Source organism: Bizionia paragorgiae, assembly GCF_900107625.1.
In the GTDB taxonomy this organism is placed as follows: domain Bacteria; phylum Bacteroidota; class Bacteroidia; order Flavobacteriales; family Flavobacteriaceae; genus Bizionia; species Bizionia paragorgiae.
On the sequence record NZ_FNQK01000007.1, the window covers coordinates 120418 to 140634 of the forward strand.

At 35.6% G+C, this 20217-nt stretch carries 23 protein-coding genes; 11 read left to right on the top strand and 12 right to left on the bottom strand.

The genetic code is table 11. The features are described 5' to 3' along the window. Nucleotides 1-23 precede the first annotated feature (23 nt). The gene (locus BLV64_RS06695; RefSeq protein ID WP_092133427.1) at nucleotides 24-380 is read left to right on the top strand and encodes an arsenate reductase family protein; all 357 of its coding nucleotides are present in this window, start codon (nucleotides 24-26) and stop codon (nucleotides 378-380) included. After that, nucleotides 370-1263, top strand: a complete 894-nt coding sequence (locus tag BLV64_RS06700; RefSeq protein WP_092133428.1) for a DMT family transporter — start codon at nucleotides 370-372, stop codon at nucleotides 1261-1263. The genes BLV64_RS06695 and BLV64_RS06700 overlap by 11 nt, the downstream gene beginning before the upstream one ends. A 1-nt stretch (nucleotide 1264) precedes the next feature. On the opposite strand, the gene BLV64_RS06705 is transcribed toward BLV64_RS06700, so the two are convergent. Further along, nucleotides 1265-1744 (bottom strand): acyl-CoA thioesterase, encoded by a 480-nt coding sequence (locus BLV64_RS06705; RefSeq protein ID WP_092133429.1) that lies wholly within the window; start codon nucleotides 1742-1744, stop codon nucleotides 1265-1267. Between the two features lie 116 nt (nucleotides 1745-1860). On the opposite strand from BLV64_RS06705, the gene BLV64_RS06710 reads away from it, so the two are divergent. From BLV64_RS06710 to BLV64_RS14870, 8 genes are all read left to right on the top strand, one after another. Next, complete coding sequence (locus tag BLV64_RS06710) at nucleotides 1861-2718, top strand: YicC/YloC family endoribonuclease (RefSeq protein ID WP_092133430.1); 858 nt, start codon at nucleotides 1861-1863, stop codon at nucleotides 2716-2718. Nucleotides 2719-2743: 25 nt separating this feature from the next. After that, nucleotides 2744-3334 carry a guanylate kinase gene (gene gmk / locus BLV64_RS06715; protein ID WP_092133431.1) on the top strand — a complete coding sequence of 197 codons (591 nt, stop codon included), beginning with the start codon at nucleotides 2744-2746 and terminating at the stop codon, nucleotides 3332-3334. Nucleotides 3335-3352: 18 nt separating this feature from the next. Then, the gene (gene nadD / locus BLV64_RS06720; protein ID WP_092133432.1) at nucleotides 3353-3931 is read left to right on the top strand and encodes a nicotinate (nicotinamide) nucleotide adenylyltransferase; all 579 of its coding nucleotides are present in this window, start codon (nucleotides 3353-3355) and stop codon (nucleotides 3929-3931) included. Between the two features lie 103 nt (nucleotides 3932-4034). Next, entirely contained in the window at nucleotides 4035-4916 is an 882-nt protein-coding gene (locus tag BLV64_RS06725; protein WP_092133433.1) for a LysR substrate-binding domain-containing protein, read from the top strand. An 84-nt stretch (nucleotides 4917-5000) separates the two neighbouring features. Continuing rightward, entirely contained in the window at nucleotides 5001-5921 is a 921-nt protein-coding gene (locus tag BLV64_RS06730; RefSeq protein WP_092133434.1) for a YeiH family protein, read from the top strand. Between the two features lie 128 nt (nucleotides 5922-6049). Beyond that, the gene (locus BLV64_RS06735) at nucleotides 6050-6451 is read left to right on the top strand and encodes a hypothetical protein (protein ID WP_092133435.1); all 402 of its coding nucleotides are present in this window, start codon (nucleotides 6050-6052) and stop codon (nucleotides 6449-6451) included. Nucleotides 6452-6483: 32 nt separating this feature from the next. Further along, nucleotides 6484-7515 (top strand): TQO small subunit DoxD, encoded by a 1032-nt coding sequence (locus BLV64_RS06740; RefSeq protein WP_092133436.1) that lies wholly within the window; start codon nucleotides 6484-6486, stop codon nucleotides 7513-7515. 247 nt (nucleotides 7516-7762) lie between these two features. After that, nucleotides 7763-7954 (top strand): PLDc N-terminal domain-containing protein, encoded by a 192-nt coding sequence (locus BLV64_RS14870; protein ID WP_394332343.1) that lies wholly within the window; start codon nucleotides 7763-7765, stop codon nucleotides 7952-7954. 83 nt (nucleotides 7955-8037) lie between these two features. On the opposite strand, the gene lysM is transcribed toward BLV64_RS14870, so the two are convergent. Both lysM and BLV64_RS06755 read right to left on the bottom strand, forming a co-directional pair. Then, nucleotides 8038-8523, bottom strand: a complete 486-nt coding sequence (gene lysM, locus BLV64_RS06750) for a peptidoglycan-binding protein LysM (RefSeq protein WP_092133438.1) — start codon at nucleotides 8521-8523, stop codon at nucleotides 8038-8040. A 166-nt stretch (nucleotides 8524-8689) separates the two neighbouring features. After that, nucleotides 8690-9643, bottom strand: coding sequence for a nicotinic acid mononucleotide adenyltransferase (locus tag BLV64_RS06755; RefSeq protein WP_092133439.1), 954 nt, complete (start codon nucleotides 9641-9643; stop codon nucleotides 8690-8692). Nucleotides 9644-9792: 149 nt separating this feature from the next. On the opposite strand from BLV64_RS06755, the gene BLV64_RS06760 reads away from it, so the two are divergent. Then, complete coding sequence (locus tag BLV64_RS06760; protein WP_092133440.1) at nucleotides 9793-10794, top strand: NAD(P)H-dependent glycerol-3-phosphate dehydrogenase; 1002 nt, start codon at nucleotides 9793-9795, stop codon at nucleotides 10792-10794. Nucleotides 10795-10960: 166 nt separating this feature from the next. Here BLV64_RS06760 and BLV64_RS14535 read toward each other — a convergent pair whose 3' ends face one another. From BLV64_RS14535 to BLV64_RS06800, 9 genes are all read right to left on the bottom strand, one after another. Next, nucleotides 10961-11116: a hypothetical protein gene (locus tag BLV64_RS14535; RefSeq protein ID WP_177165303.1), complete on the bottom strand. Its 156-nt coding sequence runs from the start codon at nucleotides 11114-11116 to the stop codon at nucleotides 10961-10963. A gap of 45 nt (nucleotides 11117-11161) precedes the next feature. After that, nucleotides 11162-11557, bottom strand: a complete 396-nt coding sequence (locus BLV64_RS06765; protein WP_092133441.1) for a hypothetical protein — start codon at nucleotides 11555-11557, stop codon at nucleotides 11162-11164. 17 nt (nucleotides 11558-11574) lie between these two features. Then, nucleotides 11575-12168 (bottom strand): TetR/AcrR family transcriptional regulator, encoded by a 594-nt coding sequence (locus BLV64_RS06770; protein ID WP_092133442.1) that lies wholly within the window; start codon nucleotides 12166-12168, stop codon nucleotides 11575-11577. 14 nt (nucleotides 12169-12182) lie between these two features. Next, nucleotides 12183-13589 (bottom strand): efflux transporter outer membrane subunit, encoded by a 1407-nt coding sequence (locus BLV64_RS06775; protein WP_092133443.1) that lies wholly within the window; start codon nucleotides 13587-13589, stop codon nucleotides 12183-12185. A 2-nt stretch (nucleotides 13590-13591) separates the two neighbouring features. Then, a complete protein-coding gene (locus BLV64_RS06780; protein ID WP_092133444.1) occupies nucleotides 13592-16744 on the bottom strand; it encodes an efflux RND transporter permease subunit in 3153 nt (1050 codons plus the stop codon). Nucleotides 16745-16751: 7 nt separating this feature from the next. Then, nucleotides 16752-17870 carry an efflux RND transporter periplasmic adaptor subunit gene (locus BLV64_RS06785; protein WP_092133445.1) on the bottom strand — a complete coding sequence of 373 codons (1119 nt, stop codon included), beginning with the start codon at nucleotides 17868-17870 and terminating at the stop codon, nucleotides 16752-16754. A 17-nt stretch (nucleotides 17871-17887) separates the two neighbouring features. Beyond that, nucleotides 17888-18391: a GbsR/MarR family transcriptional regulator gene (locus tag BLV64_RS06790; protein ID WP_092133446.1), complete on the bottom strand. Its 504-nt coding sequence runs from the start codon at nucleotides 18389-18391 to the stop codon at nucleotides 17888-17890. 146 nt (nucleotides 18392-18537) lie between these two features. Then, a complete protein-coding gene (gene pheS / locus BLV64_RS06795; RefSeq protein ID WP_092133447.1) occupies nucleotides 18538-19554 on the bottom strand; it encodes a phenylalanine--tRNA ligase subunit alpha in 1017 nt (338 codons plus the stop codon). Between the two features lie 157 nt (nucleotides 19555-19711). After that, nucleotides 19712-20068 carry a hypothetical protein gene (locus BLV64_RS06800; protein ID WP_092133448.1) on the bottom strand — a complete coding sequence of 119 codons (357 nt, stop codon included), beginning with the start codon at nucleotides 20066-20068 and terminating at the stop codon, nucleotides 19712-19714. Nucleotides 20069-20217: the final 149 nt, after the last annotated feature.

Consider the following 20217-nt stretch of genomic DNA (forward strand, 5'->3'; position numbering starts at 1 on the left):
GCACTCACAAACCCACCTGAAAGATGAAAAAAGTATACTATTTAAAAACGTGTAGTACCTGTTCTAGAATTTTAAAAGAATTGAATCTTCCTTCAGATTTTGTTTTACAGGATATTAAAAGCGAACCCATCACCGAAAAGCAATTAGAACAGATGGGAGAATTAGCAGGAAGCTATGAAGCGCTGTTTAGTAGACGAGCAACCTTGTACAAAACGATGGATTTAAAAAACAAATCCTTAACCGAATCTGATTATAAAAACTATATTTTAGAACATTACACCTTTCTAAGCCGCCCTGTTTTTATTATAAACAATACCATATACATAGGAAATTCTAAGAAAAATGTAGAAGCTGTTAAACAGGCTTTAAATGAAGTTTAGGGTTTGGGCGCTCATTGCTGCCTTTACAGTACAGCTGCTTTACGGGTTAAATTTTACCTTTGCTAAAGATGTTATTGCTGGAGGTTATGTAACGCCATTTGCCTTTATTATTTTTAGAGTTGGCGGGGCTACTTTACTGTTTTGGCTCTTTAGTAGCATGGGGCCTAAAGAAAAAATTCTTCGGAAAGATTTTCTTACCTTATTTTTCGCCGCTGTTTTTGGTGTAGCCACCAATATGCTACTATTTTTTAAAGGTTTAGAATACACCACCCCAATTCATGCCGCCGTAATTACCACCATTGTACCTATTATAGTTTTAATACTGTCCACTTTTTACTTGAAAGAACGTTTAACAGCGCTTAAAATTACAGGGGTTATTCTCGCCTGTATTGGTGCCATTGTTTTAACTGTATATGGTAAATCAACACGTATAGCCGACAATGTGCCACTTGGGAATTTATTGGTTTTAATAAATGCAATTTCTTATAGTATTTATATAATAATTATTAAAAAATTAACCGATAAATACCATCCTTTCACCTTTATAAAATGGGTGTTTCTATTTGGGTTAATCCTTGTAACGCCCTTTGGAATACGAGACTTTTTGGCTATAGACTACTCGTCATTCCCTTCTTATATTTACTTCTCTATTGCATTTGTAGTGGTTGGTGCTACGTTTGGAACCTACACCTTAAATCCGTTAGCACTACGCCATTTAAAAGCTTCAACAGTAAGTATATTTATATACATCCAACCCATAATTGCCGGACTATTTGCAATTATAATGGGAAGCGATAGTTTAAGTAGTGTAAAACTTATCGCTTCCGCTTTAATATTTTCGGGAGTCTATTTAGTGACTAAAAAACCAAAAGTAGAAGGTTAAACTATAGCTCCAAATTTACGGGTCTGCGTCCTTTAGCTCGCGCATCTTCTTTGGTGAGTATTTTAAAATCTTTCGACTTTGGGAAATGGTTGGCTATGTCCAGTAACTCCTGTGGTAGCTCTGTTATTTTTCGTTCTTTTAAATCGATCCAAGAGCCAAACATTTCACAAAATGCTAAATTTTCTCCTTTATGGTTGTAAAAATTATGATCAAATTTAAAAAACGAACCATCTTCACTCAAACCTGAAACTTCAAGACTCACCGTTATTGGCTGCCCCATAAACGCTTCTTTAAAATAAAACATATGCTCGTAAAAAACTACAGGACCAATATTATGTATTGCCAATTCTTTCATGGTAAACCCTTTCTCTATTAAAAAAGCCATACGCGTATGACTCATAAAGTTCGTATAAGCAGAATTTGCTAGGTGCCTATTCGCATCCACATCACTCCATCGTATTTCAAATTGTTTCGTGTACATTATCTTTTTTATTTTAGTTCAAAACTACATAATTTTACTGTGCATGCATAATAAATTAAAAGGTTTTCTATACACTCTGTTTTCATTACCTTTGCACAACTTTATACATAAAGCTTATGATACATTCCATGACAGGCTACGGTAAATCTGTAGTGCAGTTACCAACAAAAAAGATATCGATAGAACTCAAATCGCTAAATAGTAAAAACCTGGATTTAAATGCCAGAATGCCTTCTATTTATAGAGAAAAAGAACTCCCACTACGCAAATTAATTGCCCGAGAATTAGACCGTGGAAAGGTCGATTTTTCTATTTATGTTGAAACTACTGCCGAAGACACCTCAGCAAAAATTAACACGCCTGTTGTAAAGCAGTATATCGAACAATTAAAAGCCGTTGTAGATGGTGATGAAGTGGAGCTTTTAAAAATGGCGGTCCGGTTTCCTGATGCTTTAAATACAGAGCGTGAAGAAATCGACGAAACCGAATGGAAGACTATAGAAGCTGAAATTAAAAAGGCTATTGAAAGTATTAAAACCTACCGATTGGATGAAGGTAAAGTATTGGAAGCCGATTTTAGAAATCGCGTAGCATCGATTGCTAGTGTATTAGAGGAAATCATCGCAATGGATCCTGAACGAATCGAAGGCGTTAGAGAACGCTTAAAAAAAGGCGTTGAAGAACTCAAGGAGAAATACGATGAAAACCGCTTTGAACAAGAGTTAGTTTATTACATCGAAAAATTCGATATAACCGAAGAAAAAGTACGCTTAAAAAACCACTTAGACTATTTTTTAGAGGCTTTAGACTCTGAAGATTCTAACGGAAAAAAATTAGGGTTTATCTCTCAAGAAATGGGCCGAGAAATTAATACTATAGGCTCAAAAAGCAACTTTGCACCAATGCAACAATTGGTCGTGAAAATGAAGGACGAGTTAGAAAAAATTAAAGAACAATTACTAAACGTACTGTAATTAGCACGTACCAAAATTAAAATCTGTGACCACAGCAAACAACACAAAACAAGGTAAATTAATCGTTTTTTCTGCTCCCTCAGGATCCGGAAAAACAACAATTGTTAGACATTTATTAAATAACGACGCTCTTAACTTAGCGTTTTCTATCTCTGCCACCTCTCGCGAAAAACGCGGTGAAGAAGTAGATCAAGAAGACTACTACTTTTTATCGACTGAAGAATTTAAAAGCAAAATTAAAGCTGATGAATTCCTAGAATGGGAAGAAGTTTATAGAGATAATTTTTACGGAACTTTAAAAGCAGAGGTCGAAAGGCTTTGGGCTTTGGGTAAACACGTGATTTTTGATATTGATGTGTCTGGAGGATTGCGTATTAAACGAAAATTTCCTGAACAGTGTTTATCTATTTTTGTTAAGCCACCAAGTATCGATGAGCTAAAGATTAGATTAAAAAATAGAAAAACAGAAAGCGACGATAAAATTAATATGCGTGTAGCAAAAGCATCGGCAGAACTTGCCACTGCACCTCTTTTTGATGTGATTATAGAAAATGATAATTTAGACAAGGCGCTTGCAGAAGCAGAAACTACAGTTGAAAATTTTATAAACAGTTAAAATTAAAACACCGTAATTATGAAAATAGGTCTGTTTTTTGGCTCTTTTAACCCCATTCATGTTGGCCATTTAATTATCGCCAATCAAATGGCAGAAAACAGCGACTTAGATCAGGTTTGGTTTGTTGTCACACCTCATAGTCCGTTTAAAAAGAAAAGCACCCTACTCGATAACTACGACCGTTTAGAAATGGTGCATCTGGCAACAAAAGACTACGACAATCTAAAACCTAGTGACATCGAGTTTAATTTACCTCAGCCTAACTATACGATCAACACACTCACCTATTTAAAGGAGAAATTTCCAAATCATGATTTTTCCCTTATCATGGGAGAAGATAATTTAAAAGGGTTTCATAAGTGGAAAAATTACGAGCTCATATTAGAATACCATTCTATTTATGTGTACCCTAGAATCGCTGAAGGCACTGTTGATACCCAGTTTAATAGCCACCCAAAAATTCAACGGGTAGATGCGCCAATTATGCAATTGTCTTCAACATATATTCGCAACGCTATAAAAGAAGGTAAAAACATAAGGCCGCTAGTACCAGAACACGTATGGAAGTATATTGACGACATGCAGTTTTACCGCTAAAAGCACCTTCTAGCAAATGGTTTTATTCAGGCTTTAAATGCCTAATCACTATTGGGTGAATAACCATTAAATAGGCTGGGGAATCAGAAAAACAGCTCGTCTTATGAAAACGAAATTACAAATTTTTAAAACCGTTGCTAATCATTTAAGCTTTACAAAAGCCGCCGAAGATTTGTATATTTCTCAACCTGCGGTTTCTAAAGCGATTAGAACTTTAGAATCTGAATATAAATCCACCTTCTTTTTAAGACACCGCAATGCCATTGAACTTACAGAAAACGGCAAAGCCTTTTTAATTTATGCGGACAGAATTTTAGCCATTTATTCTGAAATCGACAATCAGTTTTTAAATTTAAGAGAAGACCTACCAAAACAAATCACTTTTGGTGTGAGTACCACCTTGGCCAATTATATCATTCCAAAAATAATTGCTAAGTTTAGACTACAATATCCGGAAATAACTTTTAAAATTAAAAGTGGGAACTCGGAAGATATCGAAGCGCTAATTGTAAACCAACACTTAGATTTTGGGATTACCGAAGGTAAAGAGTCGAATAGAATACTTCAGTTCACGCCATTTATAAAAGATGAAATTGTACTGGTCACCCATGCTAATAATCCCGATTTTAAAAACGGAATTATTAATCGTGAAATCCTACAACAATTACCTATAATAGAACGTGAGTCTGGCTCTGGCACACGAGATATTATGTATGACTTTCTAAACAAAAATGGTATTTCAAACCTCAATACTGTGGTCACTTTAAACAGTACCGAAGCTATTAAAAACTACTTATATTACTCTAACAACTATGCCTTAATCTCTATAAATGCTGTTAGTGAAGATTTAAAAAATAATAAACTTCGCATAATAGATATTTCAGATTTAACTATGGAACGCTGGTTTCATTTTGTCTGTCGCACTGGTTATCAGTCAAGAGTCATGGATACCATCGAAAAATTCTTCCGCAACAACCATTCATAACTTATAGTTATCCCACATCACTTTTTAATGTGCATAAAGGTTATAACAGTAGTGTAAATTTGCTGTTTTAATAATTTAGTCACAATGAAAACCCTGTTACACAAAACCCTTTTTTTTGTCCTTGCCGCTATTGCAATATTAGGTTTTATCGATAGTGTTATGGCCTTAGTTTTAGGTTTTAGCTTTGCTATACTTCTCAAAAACCCATTTAAGTCTCAAAGTAAAAAAGCGGTTGGCTACTTATTAAAAATAGCTATTGTAGGTTTGGGGTTTGGCATGTTTATAAAAGAAACCTTAGTAACGAGCACAGAGAGTTTTACGCTCACCCTCCTTTCTATTTTACTCACAGTGAGCCTCGGAATACTACTAACACATGCCTTTAAAACAGACCGGAAACTGGGGCATTTAATCACCTCTGGAACGGCTATTTGTGGAGGTAGCGCTATAGCGGCAATTTCACCCGTAATAAAAGCTAAGAGTGAAACTATTAGTATGGCTCTAGCAATCATTTTCTTATTAAACTCGGTTGCGCTACTGGTGTTCCCTCCTTTAGGGCATTATTTTGAACTCTCCCAAGAGCAATTTGGCCTTTGGTGCGCCATTGCCATTCATGATACAAGCTCGGTAGTGGGCGCTGCGTTAAGTTATGGCGACGAAGCGCTGCGCATTGCAACAACTGTAAAATTAGCGCGAACACTTTGGATTATCCCATTATCACTTTTTTCTATGCTCCTCTTTAAAACAAAAGGCGAAAAAATAAAAATCCCTTATTTTATACTTTTGTTTGTTGGGGCCATCTGTATTAATAGTCTACACCTCATTCCTGAAAATATAACCAACAGTATAGTTACGGTCTCAAAACGCTTATTAGTTCTGACCTTATTTTTAGTGGGTTCTACTATTTCAATTCAAGACATTAAAACAACAGGCATAAAACCAGTAGCATTAGCGATACTGCTATGGATTTCTATTGCCCTCTTTACTTTAGTGTATATTTTACATTAATGTGTCGTTACTTTTAAATATTATTTAACACAAACGAATTTTGACACAACAAAAAAAAGAGCGAGATTCGAGGTTCGATATAAGCACCTAATTAATACCGCTTTAATGGTGGCAACACCGATTTAAAAATGCAGTCGCAAAACTCAAAAATATTAAGCCTAAAGCTCCTAACACTTCCGTTACTCGCTTTGCTATTATTACTTTCGCCATGCTCGGTTAAAGGTGCGGTACAAAGTGCATTAGACCTTGAAGTGTCTCGATCACTCAATAAAAACAAAACAACTGCACCCCAATTAATTAGTTGTTATGTTTGGAATGATCAATCGCAATTAGAAACTGTAATCGCGACAAAGAAAACGCTTGATAAGAAAGATTTTAAAGCCTTTTCTCAGCAGTTTTTAGCAACGCATACAACTCGCAAACCATCATATTGGGTAGAACAGCATATTAAACGCTACTCAGAACTCCCACTATATATTTTATATAAAAGATTGAAAGTCTACGATTTAAACACGCTACATTTCGTTTAAATCTCAATTTTTTTAATATATAATTTATAGCAATGCAAGATCAAAAAATACTGCAGTCATATAATATGGCTGGCCTTTTTACTATGTCCCTACGTTTGGTAGTAGGATGGACTTATTTCTCTGCCTTTTGGCGTCGTTTAATTTTAGCGGACAAACTAGACCCTGAAGGGGTGGGGTATATTGGCGAAAAATTCAATCACTTTTTACCAAATGCCTTAGGAATAAAACCCCTTATAGAATACTTAGTTACCCATCCAGAAGCCCTATGGTGGTCTATGGCCATTTTTACAATTGTAGAAGCTATTGTTGGCTTATGTATGATGTTAGGGTTATTTACACGCCTTATGAGTATTGGCGTTTTCGGACTCGCTATGGGTATTTTGTTAGGTGCAGGATGGATTGGAACAACCTGTTTAGACGAATGGCAAATCGGGGTACTCGGTATCGCCACCGGATTTACCATTTTCCTTACCGGTAGCGGTAAATACTCATTAGATTACCTCTTGCTTAAAAAGGAGTCTAAAATCACCAAAACAAAAGTTTTTAGCTGGTTAGGATCGGGAGTACTTCCCATTAAATTAAACCTATTACATAAAATCGTTTTTACAGGTTCATTTTTAATTTTAGGACTCACCTTATTCACAAACCAGTATTTTCATGGTGGCGTATGGGGGACATTACACAACAAATCTGTTAAACCTAAAATAGAACTTAGTGGAGGTGTTATAAAAGACAACACCTTATCGTTTCAAGTTTTTAGAGTTGAAGGTGTCGATGTGTATGGTTCATTTTTAATTGGAATCGATTTAAAAAATGAGGCTGGAGAAACACTTTTAACTTTAGACGGCACACGTTTATCACAATTTCCAGAAGAGCAAATAAACAACGCCTATGTTGCCAAGGTAAAACCGGGAAAACACAGTATGATTATTCCTTTGGGCGCAAAAGCGACACTTTCTATTAAAGATCGTGCACTTGCGAATTTACCTGCCGGGAAGTATACCGTATACCTCACGGATATTAGCGGAACAGTTTGGCAAGAAACCATAAACATTTCTATTTAGTTTATAGTACAAGTAGCAAAGCTCAACCCTAACAGGTTGGGCTTTTTTTATGAGCAACGCGAAGTGCTAAAACTAGGATAAATCCTACAATTACGGTTTTTGCCGTAATGCAAAAACTCAAATAACAGCTGTTTTAGACGAAATGCAATAAATATCGATTAACGGTTGCCGGTAACTCGTAGGAATCCAATATTTTTATTCAAAATAGATAGATATGACGGTAGTAAACCCCTTAACTTTACTTCTAATGTTTGCTTTTTTATTTGGATACATTGCGTTAAGCATATGGTTTATCCTTAATAACGAGCAAAACACAACAAATAGAACATGCTGGATTTGCATTATTTTAGCGCTTCCATTTATTGGTTCTACTTTTTGTTTTTTAAAGTATTTTATCGACAGTGATTTTAAAGAGTTAACCACCAATAAAACCAACTGATTTTTTTATATTTATTTAGTTAATTAAAAAAAGCCAACTCAAATTGAGTTGGCTTTTTTTTTAATTGTGGTTATGTATACTTACTAATCTAACGTTGGAATACGTAAGACTTGACCTGGATAAATTTTATCTGGATCTGAAAGCATAGGTTTGTTCGCATCAAAAATAACTGGATATTTCATTGCATTTCCATAAAACTTCTTAGCTATTTTACCTAAGGTATCGCCACTTACAACCGTATGAAATTGCGCTTCTGGTTCTTTGTGCTCTACCGTCATTAAATCATCTACTGTAGCAATACCATCACTATTACCAACAACTAAAATCACTTTTTCGCGCGTTGATTGGTCTGCAGCCTTACCTGAAATAGTTGCTTTATCATCGTCAATTAAAATAGTCAGTCCTTCCACCTCTAATCCAAGATCTTGTACTGTTTCTTTTAATTTGTTAGCAGCCATTACTTCTAACTTTAGTTCTGCTGCTTCTGCTTCAGCTTTTTCTTCTTTATCAGTTTTACCTATTCCAAAGACTTTTGCTCCAGCATTTTTAATAAATGAAAATAATCCCATAATTTTTATTGGTTTTTAATATTAATAATTAATGTGTTCTATTCTTGTAAAGTTTAAAAAAATCCTATTCAATTCCTACTAATTTTAACACTTTATGGCGTTAAAATCTTATTAAAATTAACAAAACTACTCAACCTGTTAATGCGAAGTAGTTTTGTTATTATTATTAAAGTACACGAGAGTTCGTACGACTGTTCTCTTTTTTATCCGTACGTTGTTTTCTTTTCTTCTCTCCCGACGATTTAGATTTGTCTATTGTTGTTCCTTCCTTTAAATATTCAATATAGCCACGCCCCTTAAATCTATAAAGTGTACCAGAATCGGCGTGAAAAAGCTCTATAGTTTGATCGTTTCTAACATCAAGTTCAAAAAACTCATTATCAAAATAATCGTAGTCTAAAGTCAAAGTTTTTAAATACATATTACCTACAACATCACCTACTCCGTAATTACCTATATAATCCCAATATAACGCATAGGGTGCGGTACCTACTATATCCTGAGAACTTCTAAATGTGGCATCATTACCTCCCCCTAAAAACTGTAAAAAGTTTTCATCATCAAAGGCATTCAGTGCCCCGTAATTACTCGTATACGTTTTTTCCCAAGCTTCATATTCTTGTAAGAAATAATGAATATTGTCATAAAACACATAATCATAGTCAAATGTAGAGCGCTGAGATCCATTTAAAAAATAAGACGTATCGTTATATGGATTATAGAGTTCTATAGTATTATGGTCTATTTGATAAACGTCAAACGTATCAAGACCATCAATATCATGATCAACATCCAATACCATATTATAAGCGTTATAGTCCCCAATAGGGATTCCAAAACCATTACCTTGACTTCTAATACCTACTAAATTATTATTAGCATATAACACGCCATTTCTAAATGAAATGGTAAATGCCATTTGCAAGAAAGGCGTTTCACCATACCCTACGGTTTCGTTAATATCAACATACCACAACTCGTAGGCGTTTAACAATTGATTCACACTTAGTGGAGGCGGTGTGGTATTAACGTAATCATCGTGAACAATTACATCTGTATGGCAAGACGATACAACGACTGCCAAAAGCAGGAGACTTAAAATGTGTTTTAATTGTTTCATAACTGTCGATTTTAAAGATTGATAGTATACGTTTTCCAAAAGTTGTGCCAAAAACGTTAAAGCTCTTGTATCAAGGGGTTAGCGATCATTAATATTTTTGTATTTTTGAAGCCTACTTTAAAGACAGTATAGGTTTTAAAAAAGAGACTATGAGTAACGAATTGAAATATGCCGTTTTTGGATCCGGAAGCTGGGCCACTGCCATTGTAAAGATGTTATGCGAGAATCAGACCGAAGTTGGATGGTACATGCGCAGCGTGTATACCAAAGAACATTTAATAAAAGAACAACATAACCCGAGCTACTTAAGCTCTGTAGAATTTAATATAGAGCAATTAAAAATAAGCAACGATATTAATGAGATCGCTAATTATGCCGATGTTTTAATTTTTGTTGTTCCGTCGGCTTTTATTTATTCTGAATTAGAAAAACTAACGGTCGATATCACCAATAAAACGGTTGTTTCGGCGGTAAAAGGAATTGTTCCTGAAACCGGTTTGTTACTCGGAGAACATTTTCATGATATTTACAAGGTCCCTTTTCAAAACATTGCTGTTATTGCAGGCCCTTGCCATGCCGAAGAGGTCGCTTTAGAGCGTCTCTCTTACCTTACTATTTCTTGCGACGACGCTAAGAAAGCACAACATATTGCGAATGCCCTATCGAGCGATTATATTAAAACAAAAATTAGCGACGATGTTATTGGTACCGAGTATGCCGTTATGCTTAAAAATATTTATGCTATAGCAGCTGGTATTGCCCATGGTTTAGGTTATGGCGACAACTTCCAAAGTGTGTTAATGAGTAATGCTATTCGCGAAATGAAGCGTTTTATTAAGAAAAAACATAAAATGAAACGCAACATTAACAATTCGGCCTATTTAGGCGATTTGTTAGTCACTGGTTATTCCCTGTTTTCAAGAAACCGCATGTTTGGAAACATGATAGGAAAAGGCTACACGGTTAAATCGGCACAAATGGAAATGAGTATGGTTGCCGAAGGTTATTACGCTACAAAAAGCGCTCATTTAATCAACCAGAAAAATAAAAAGAAGACTAAAATGTATATTATAGACGCTGTTTATAATATTTTATACGAGGGAAAAGACCCGAAAAAGGAATTTATAAAACTAGCCGAAAAACTCGATTAGCAGACCGTTTTTTTTTCTTTTTCAGAACTTACTTTTTATGGGCGTTCCCCAAAGGGTCGGGCTTTACGCTACAATCTTTTGATGCGGGACGCTCCAAAAGGATTTCTGCTGCAATCCCTATCGCAAAACAGAGCTACAACAGTACGTTTAAAACCTTATATTAAACCTAAAGATTTCGTTTTAACTGCCCCAAAATTAATAAGGCAAAACCTGCTCCCATAAATAATCCCGTAACAAAATCGATACTGTCATTCTCCACAAATAAATGGAGCACAACCCCAACTACTAATAAGATAAACCCAATTGCTCGTATTTTTTTCATAGTCTATTTTTTAAGTAATATACTACAAAAATTAGGGTTTACATACTACTTTACTAAAACACCTCGTGCTTCCATTAATGGAACAGGCTGTAAGGCTTTTAAATTGATCGTGTTTTTTCTAAAGGTATACACCTTATCATACATCGTGTTACCCTTAAAATACGTGACTTTAAATTGATTGTTTACCGCAAATAATTCCTCTTGCATCAATTCAATTTTAGCATAACTCTTTTTAGGTAATACATCTATTTTCTTACGAAATTTAGAAGTTATCTTGTCTTCAGAATAACCGTCGGTAACAATAATTACCATCTCTAAAGCGTCATCATTATCATTAATAATGTAAGCGTTCCAGTCTTGAGTTTTATAAATGTCGTTGTATTCATTTACGATCGCCACGTAAACACCTTCAACTTTTGGGATATCAATATCTTGTTTCATACTGCAAAAATACAAATCTATTCAAAATAAGAATTAGAATAATTCATCGTTGTTATTCCACGCAAATTAAATATAACAACATGCTCCAAAATGCTGTTTAAAGAATAGGTTTCAAAAAGCGCATCCGATTTAAAAGCAATCGCATCCATTCTTAAAAAATACAACTCACAAATTAATCTAATATCCACTTCTGGTTTAATACAACCTTCAGATTTAGCTTGCTCTAATAAGCTAAATATCGTGCTAAAAACCAACGTTTTTCTAAAAGCCTCAAAAATTTGGTTGGCATTGGGGTAGTACTTTTTAATTTCAAACAAAAAAGAGGGTTTGAAGTATTTTAAATACTCAAACCCTTTTTTATAAATTAAGATAATGGTTACGATACTATCACCAGCATTTTGAGCTATAATCTGCTGTATTTCGCTATTAAAATCATCGATTAAAAACTGTATACTCTGAGCCACAAGATCCTCTTTATTCTCAAAGTGTTTATAAATCGTTTTTTTAGAAATCCCTAAAACTTTAGAAAGTTCGTCTAATGTAAACTGCTTGCTTCCAAACTTCGTGAAATTAACAATAGAACTTTCTATAAGGGTGGTTTTCGTAATCATTTTAAACGACTAAGTTATTTCCAGCCACCACCTAAAGCTTCATAGAGATTTACCATAGCAATAAGTTGTTGCAGCTTACTGTCCACTTTATTCAGCTCGGCACTCAATGCACTTTGTCTAGCCGTTAATAAGTCTAAGTAGTTAGCATAACCGTTTTTAAGTAATTCTTCAGAATTAGCTTCGGCATTCTTTAATGCCGCTGCTTCCAATTCTCTAAATTCTATTTTTTTAGTTTCAGAATCGTAAGCATATAAAGCATTAGACACTTCCGATCCGGCTACTAGTAGCGTTTTCTTAAATTGTAATAACGCTTGCTCCTGTTGCGCCTTAGCAACTTCATTTTGTGTTTTTATTTTACGCTGGTTAAGTAAGGGTTGGGTTACGCCACCAATAAGTGTTGCGAAAAGCGAGTTCGCGCTTAATAATTTATCTAATTCCAAACTCTGGAAGCCACCAGTCGCCGTTAATTTTAATGACGGATAGTAATTACTACGCGCTACGTTTGCTAGCTCAAAGGCTTGTATCAGTCCGTATTCGGCAGCCATAACATCCGGGCGATTACGCAATAGCGTTGCCGGAACACCTAAACGAATATCGGCATCTATATTTTGAAGATCCAACGCACTTCTTTCAAACTGCTGTGGCCCTTTACCCAATAAAATACTTAAGGTATTCTCCATTTTAAAAATAGCCATTTCTAAATCGACCTGTAGCGCCTTTGCATTATTAAATTGTGCAATATTTTGGTCTACAGCAACTTGAGTGACTTGCCCAGCATCTTTTAATGCCTTAATAGTCACCACACTACTATCGCGAGTAGCTATTGTTTTTTTGGTTATCTCTAACTGAGCATCTAAAGCCAACAGGTTGTAATACACGGTTGCGATACTAGAAATCAACTGTGTTTTCACCGCTTGATGCCCTGCAACACTTTGCAAATAAGCCGCTTGGGTAGCACGCTTATTACTTCTTATCTTTCCCCAGATGTCTGCTTCCCATGATAAACTAGCCGATAAGTCAAACTGATCTATAGAACCACCAGAAGATAGCGCTCCAAATTGGCCGTTTTCAGACAATTCTTGATGTGTGGCATTGGCTCCCGCATTTATAGTTGGTAAATACCCTGCTTTACCTTGCTTAGCATAGGCTTCTGCAGCAACCAATTGCTGTAGCGCAATACGCACATCGATATTGTTTTGTAAACCTTCATCGATGTACTGTTTTAAATACGGATCTGTAAATAGCGTAGTCCATGACACCTCGGCCATCGACAGACTATCGGTAGGCAAATTATCGGTGCGGTATAGCGCTTCTGTTTCTTCTAAAGTCGGTCTTTCATAATCTTTTGCTACAAAGCAAGAGGTTAACACCAAAGACATCCCTATAATAAGGGCTATATTATATAAACTTTGTTTTCTCATAACTAATTAATTTCTTGAGGAGTTTCGTTAGTATCTACTTCTGGAGCGCCAGAAACACGTTCTTGTAACCATTGGAAAACCACAAACAATACTGGAATGACAAACACCCCAACTACAGTACCTATTAACAACCCACCGGCAGCACCAGTACCAATAGAATTATTTCCTGCTGCACCTACACCTCTTGCTAACACTAAAGGCAATAGCCCTAAAATAAAGGCAAAAGAGGTCATTAAAATCGGACGTAATCTTACTTTTGCCCCATCAATTGCAGCATCAACTAACGATAAGCCTTGTTGGCGGCGTTGAATCGCAAACTCCACAATTAGAATCGCATTCTTTGCTAATAATCCTAATAGCATGATTAATGCAATCTGGAAATATATATTATTTTCAAGTCCTGAAAAATAGGTGGTTAAATAAGCTCCCGCAACACCAATTGGCAGAGAAAAAATAACCACTAATGGTAACAAGTAACTTTCGTATTGTGCCGATAAAAAGAAATATACAAACAGGATACTAATCATAAAAATAACCGCCGATTGTCCTGAAGACGCAATCTCCTCTCTAGTAATTCCTGAAAACTCTACTTTATAACCTTCCGGCAGACTTTCTTTTGCAATAGCGTTTATTTTAGCAATAGCATCCCCAGAACTATATCCTGGTGCTGTCGATCCGTTTACGGTTACCGCATTAAATAAGTTAAAACGGTTTACGGTTTGCGGACCATAAGTTCTATTTAATGTTACAAACTGCGAAATAGGCGTCATGTCACCACTAGGCGTTTTTACAAACATACTATTTAAACTTGCCTCGTCTGTTCTATCCTCTGGTAACGACTGCACAAATACACGGAACTGTTTACCGAAGCGACTAAAATCGGCTACATAATTACCACCTATATACCCTTGTAAGGCAGATAGAATTGCACTTGTTGAAATACCTGCTTCTTTAGCACGCTCAATATTAATATCTAATTCCAATTGCGGATAATTCGTACTAAATGAGTTCGATGCGAATCCGATTTCAGGTTGTTGGTTTAACAGGCCAACAAATTCGGTTGCTGTAGCATCCAATTCTGTTAACGGATTAGCCCCACGGTCTAATAATCGCATTTCAAAACCATCGGCACTACCAAATCCTGGTACACTTGGCGGGGTAAAGAAAATAATATTAGCATCAGGAATAACAGCTGCCTTAGCAAATAACTGTCCGATAATAGCATCAACAGATTCTGAATCAGAGGTGCGTTCCTCCCAGCTATCTAGAATAAGGAATCCCATAGCATTCGAACTCCCTTCTCCAGAGAAAAAGTTTCGACCGCTAATAAAGGTTGCTCCTTTAACACCTTTAATTTCTTTTATACTCTCATTAAGGATTTCAGTCACTTGGAACGAACGGTCTAATGAAGAACCTGGAGGCAACTGTGCATTCATAAAAATAACCCCACGGTCTTCAGCAGGTACAAATCCTGTACGAATGTTATTACTCATCCAAAAAATACCAAACACACTAATACCTAATATGGCAACAGTAACCCATTTATGTTTGATTAAAAAGCCTAATGAGGCCACATATTTATTAGTGGTTGCATTAAAACCAGTATTAAAAGCGTCGTAAAAACGCTGCATAAAGCTTCTCTTTTTATTCGGATCGTCATTATGTGGCTTTAAGAAAATAGCACATAATGCTGGCGTTAAAGTCAAGGCATTAATCGCCGAAATAAATATGGCAATCATTAAGGTTACACCAAACTGCTCGTAAAATACTCCCGAAGGTCCTTTTATAAAGGTAATAGGAATAAATACCGCCATCATCACTAAAGTAATGGATACAATAGCTCCACTAATTTCGCTCATGGCAGAGATCGATGCTTTTTTAGCATCAGTATATCCTTCTTCCAATTTAGCATGTACGGCTTCTACGACTACAATGGCATCATCCACCACAATACCAATGGCCAGAAGTAATGCAAAAAGTGTAAGTAAGTTTATCGAGTAACCAAAAAGATTTAAGAAAAAGAAGGTACCGACAATAGATACTGGAACAGCAATTGCTGGAATTAAAGTCGATTTAAAATCTTGTAAAAAGACAAACACCACAAGGAATACCAATAAAAAGGCTTCAATCAAGGTTGTTTTTACCTTACCAATAGAAGCTGTTAAGAACTTATTAGTATCGTAATTTACGATATAATCAATCCCTTCAGGGAAATCTTCTTTTAACTCGTCTAAGCGCTCATAAATTTCATTAATAATATCCTGAGCATTAGATCCTGGTGTTTGAAAAACTCCAAAACTTAATGAAGGATACCCTCTAGAACGAGATAAAGAAGAGTAAGAAAAGGCATCTAGCTCTACTTTGGCTACATCTTTAACTCTTAAAAACTGACCGTTTCCTAAGGCCTTAATAACAACATCCCCATATTCTTCAGCCGTTTTATAACGTCCTTTATATTTAATAACATACTCGAACGACTCACCAGCATTTTGCCCTAGAGACCCCGAAGCCGCCTCTAAACTTTGCTCGTTAATAGCCTGTGTGACTTCTCTAGGCTCTAATTTATAAGCCGCCATTTTAGCAGGATCTAACCAAATACGCATCGCGTAATTTTTAGCTCCAAAAGCATTTACAGCACCTACACCATTAATACGCTGTAGTTCTGGAATGACGTTAATATTTAAATAATTCTGAATAAAGGTATCGTCGTACTCAGGATTTGTAGAATATAATCCCGCATATAACAAGGCCGAATTTTGCTGCTTCGCTGTAATCACTCCCGCTCGTATTACCTCCGAAGGTAATAAGGCATTAGCACGAGACACACGGTTTTGAACGTTTACTGCCGCAATATCAGGATCATAACCTTGCTCGAAAAACACCTGTATAGATGCCGAACCAGAGTTACTGGCTGTAGAGGTGATGTAAGTCATCCCTTCTACACCATTAATTTGCTCTTCGATAGGAACGATAACACTTTCTAATATCGTTTCTGCATTCGCCCCTGGATAAGAAGCGTTTACTTGCACTGTTGGAGGTGCAATATCAGGGTATTGGGTCACCGGTAATTCGGCAAGTCCTAAAACCCCAAGAATTACGATGATAATGGATATGACCGTTGATAATACCGGTCTTTCAATAAATTTTTTGAACATACTTTTATTATTTAAAAACGGTATTAAACGATTTTACAATACTATCCATAGAAATTGGCATAGGCTTAATTTTACTTCCAGGTCCTAATTTATTAATACCCTTTGCTAAAATAGTTTCTCCTTTTTCTAATCCGCTTTCAACGATATATAATCGGTTTGCAGTTGCTTTAATTGCAATTGGTCTTGTAACTAACGAATCACCTTGTACTCCATAAACATAGTACTTACCTTGTCTTTCAAACGTAGACTCGGCTGGTACAACTAAAGCATTTTTAAAGGTATTTGGAACTAAAACCGTACCACTACTTCCGTTTCTTAACACACCCGATGCATTCGAAAACTTCGCTCTAAAAGTGATTGTACCTGTTTGCTGATTGATATCACCTGTAATTGTTTCTATAGTTCCTTCTTGTTCATAAAACGCATTGTTTGCCAATTTTAATTTTACTTTTGGAAAATTCGCGATTTTATCTTGATACGTTTCGCCTTCAGCCTCAGCAATAAAATCGATAAATTGCTTTTCGTTCATTGAGAAATAAGCAAACACATTATCTATAGACGACACATTGGTTATAGGTAAAGGATCTTGAGCACTTACTAACGCACCTTTTCTATAATTTATAGATCCTACAACACCATTTACCGGACTTTTTACATTAGCATAGTTAATATTAGCAGCAACACCATTATAGGCACTTTTTGCTTGTGCTAATCTTGCTTTAGCAGTTTCTAACTGCACTTTGCTAATAATGTTTTTTTCTACTAACGGTTTAAGTTTATCAACCTCAACTTGTGCAGCATTAACATTCGCTTTTGAAGCCTCTGCATCTTGACTTAAAGCAGCCGTTTCTAATTTAAATAATAGTTGCCCCTGTTTTACAACATCACCCTCGTCCACTAATACATTTTTAATATATCCTGATACCTTAGGTCTAACATCACTATTAACTTCTCCTTCAATACGTGTTGGAAAACTATTATACGATGTAATGGTTTGATTTTCGACTTTCACCACTGGGTAAGGCATGACACGAGGTGCTTGTTGTTGTGGTTCCTTTTCGCCACAACTTGATAAAATAAGCACTAAACTTAGCACAAACAGACTATGTATTGAGTTGATTTTCATTGATTTGGTGTTTATAGTTAAGATTTATTATTCTTGTTTTCTAATTTTTGTTTTAAATGTTTCATGGTTGCCGATGCTTCTTCGATAAATTTTAAATAATCGTTATGAAAACTTAAATCGAAACGCTCCTCTTCGGTACTTGACTCTAAAGCATTAATAGACTCTTTATAGCTTTTAACTTCCAAGTGCAGTTGTTTTTCTTCATCCCATCCCATTAACATTTCGTCTATATTTCGGATGATATTATCATGATTAACCACAAAATATTTTTTGCGATCGCCCACTTTTGTGAAGTATTTTATACGATTTGCATCTTGTAAGTGGTGTAAATGTGTAGAAATTGTACTTTTACTCGCTAATAACCGGTTTACTAAATCTTCGAAAGTAGTTCCTACTTTGCCTGTTAGGATAATATAGGCTAAAACCCGAGCAGCAACCGGAGCTAAATGCTCTTTGTTCTCAATATGAACTCCCAATTTCTCGACGAGTTCTGTTTTTTTCTCACAAATAGGTACTGCCATTTTTATATACTATTATAAAATTTAAAAGTACAAAAATACAATACGTTCGGTTTCATCCGAACCAAACGAAGTTAAAAAAACGTTAAATAAAAAAAAAACCGATATCGCTATCGGTTTATAAGGTTATAATAAAACGTAACTAAACGTTATAAAGCACTTTTAAATTGTTTTAAGAAACGCACATCATTTTCGCTTAACAGTCTAATATCGCTAATTTGATGTAATAGCATCGCAATTCGATCTATACCTACTCCAAATGCAAAACCAGAGTATACCTCAGGATCGATATTACAGTTTGTTAACACATTAGGATCAACCATACCGCAACCTCCAATTTCTAACCATCCAGTACCTTTTGTAATCTTATAATCGGTTTCTGATTCTAGTCCCCAATACACATCAATTTCTGCACTAGGCTCTGTAAATGGAAAGTATGACGGACGCAATCTAATTTTAGATTTCCCAAACATTTCGGTTGTAAAATATTGTAGTGTTTGTTTTAAATCGGCAAAACTCACATCCTTATCTATATATAAACCTTCTACTTGGTGGAAAAAACAATGTGAACGCGAGGAAATAGCTTCGTTTCTATACACGCGACCTGGAGAAATAGTACGAATAGGCGGTGTATTGTTTTCCATATAACGCACTTGTACCGAGCTGGTATGCGTACGCAATAATATATCTGGATCGGTTTGAATAAAAAACGTGTCTTGCATATCACGTGCCGGATGGTATTCTGGCAAGTTCAATGCTGTAAAATTATGCCAATCATCTTCTATTTCTGGCCCTTCACTAACGTTAAATCCAATATTAGAAAAGATATCGATAATTTGATTTTTAACAAGTGAAATAGGATGTCTCGCTCCTATAGAAATAGGATCACCAGGTCTTGAAAGATCGCCATTTAGAGACGCTTCCTCTGTACTTTCCAACTCACTTTTTAAAGCATTTACTTTATCTTGAGCTGTATTTTTTAGCTGATTAATGGCTTGACCAAATTCTTTTTTCTGATCGTTAGCAACATTCTTAAACTCTGCAAAATACGTATTAAGCAGTCCTTTTTTACCTAAATATTGTATTCTAAAGGCTTCTACTTCTTCTATAGATTGCGCTGTAAAAGCTTCTGCTTCTGCTATAAGTTCTTTTATCTTATCTATCATAATATCTTGTGATTACCGATCACTTAGTAATTAAAACGGCTGCAAATTTACTGTTTTTTTTGTGATTTTTGCGTTAAGGATAGCAGCGATATCCTTTTTGCGCTTTTTGCAAAAAGATTTAGCGCATAGCCTGACCCTTTGGGTAACGCCCTAATATTTATTGTATATAATCGTTTTCTACAAAGTAATTAACCAAGGCTTCTTTCATTAAAACACTCTGTTCACCAGCTTTTAAATGTGGCAATTCTTCTTTAATAGTGTAATGTGGCCAGCCTTCTTCGTCGACATAATCCAGTTCATAATAGCCGTAAGGGCTGAGTAATTTGCAGATGGCAATATGCATTAAATCGAGTTTGTGGTCTTTTTTAAAACGACGGTGTAGTTGCCCTAATTCCTGAACGCCAACCAAGTAAATAATTGCGTCTAAGTCTAGGGGGTCTCCGTCGGCAAACTGTGCAGAAAGCCTATCTACAAGCAATTCCCAACGTTCTTTTAATTGTGTGTCTCTTGACATATATGAATCCTGATTTCAGGAGGTCTTTTTAATTAGTGATATTTTATTGATAATTAAACCTAAAACAGTGGTTTTTGAGTCTAAATCATGAATTTACAACGTAAAACACAAAGGTATTTGGTTGCAGTGGCAAAGTTAATTTATATTTG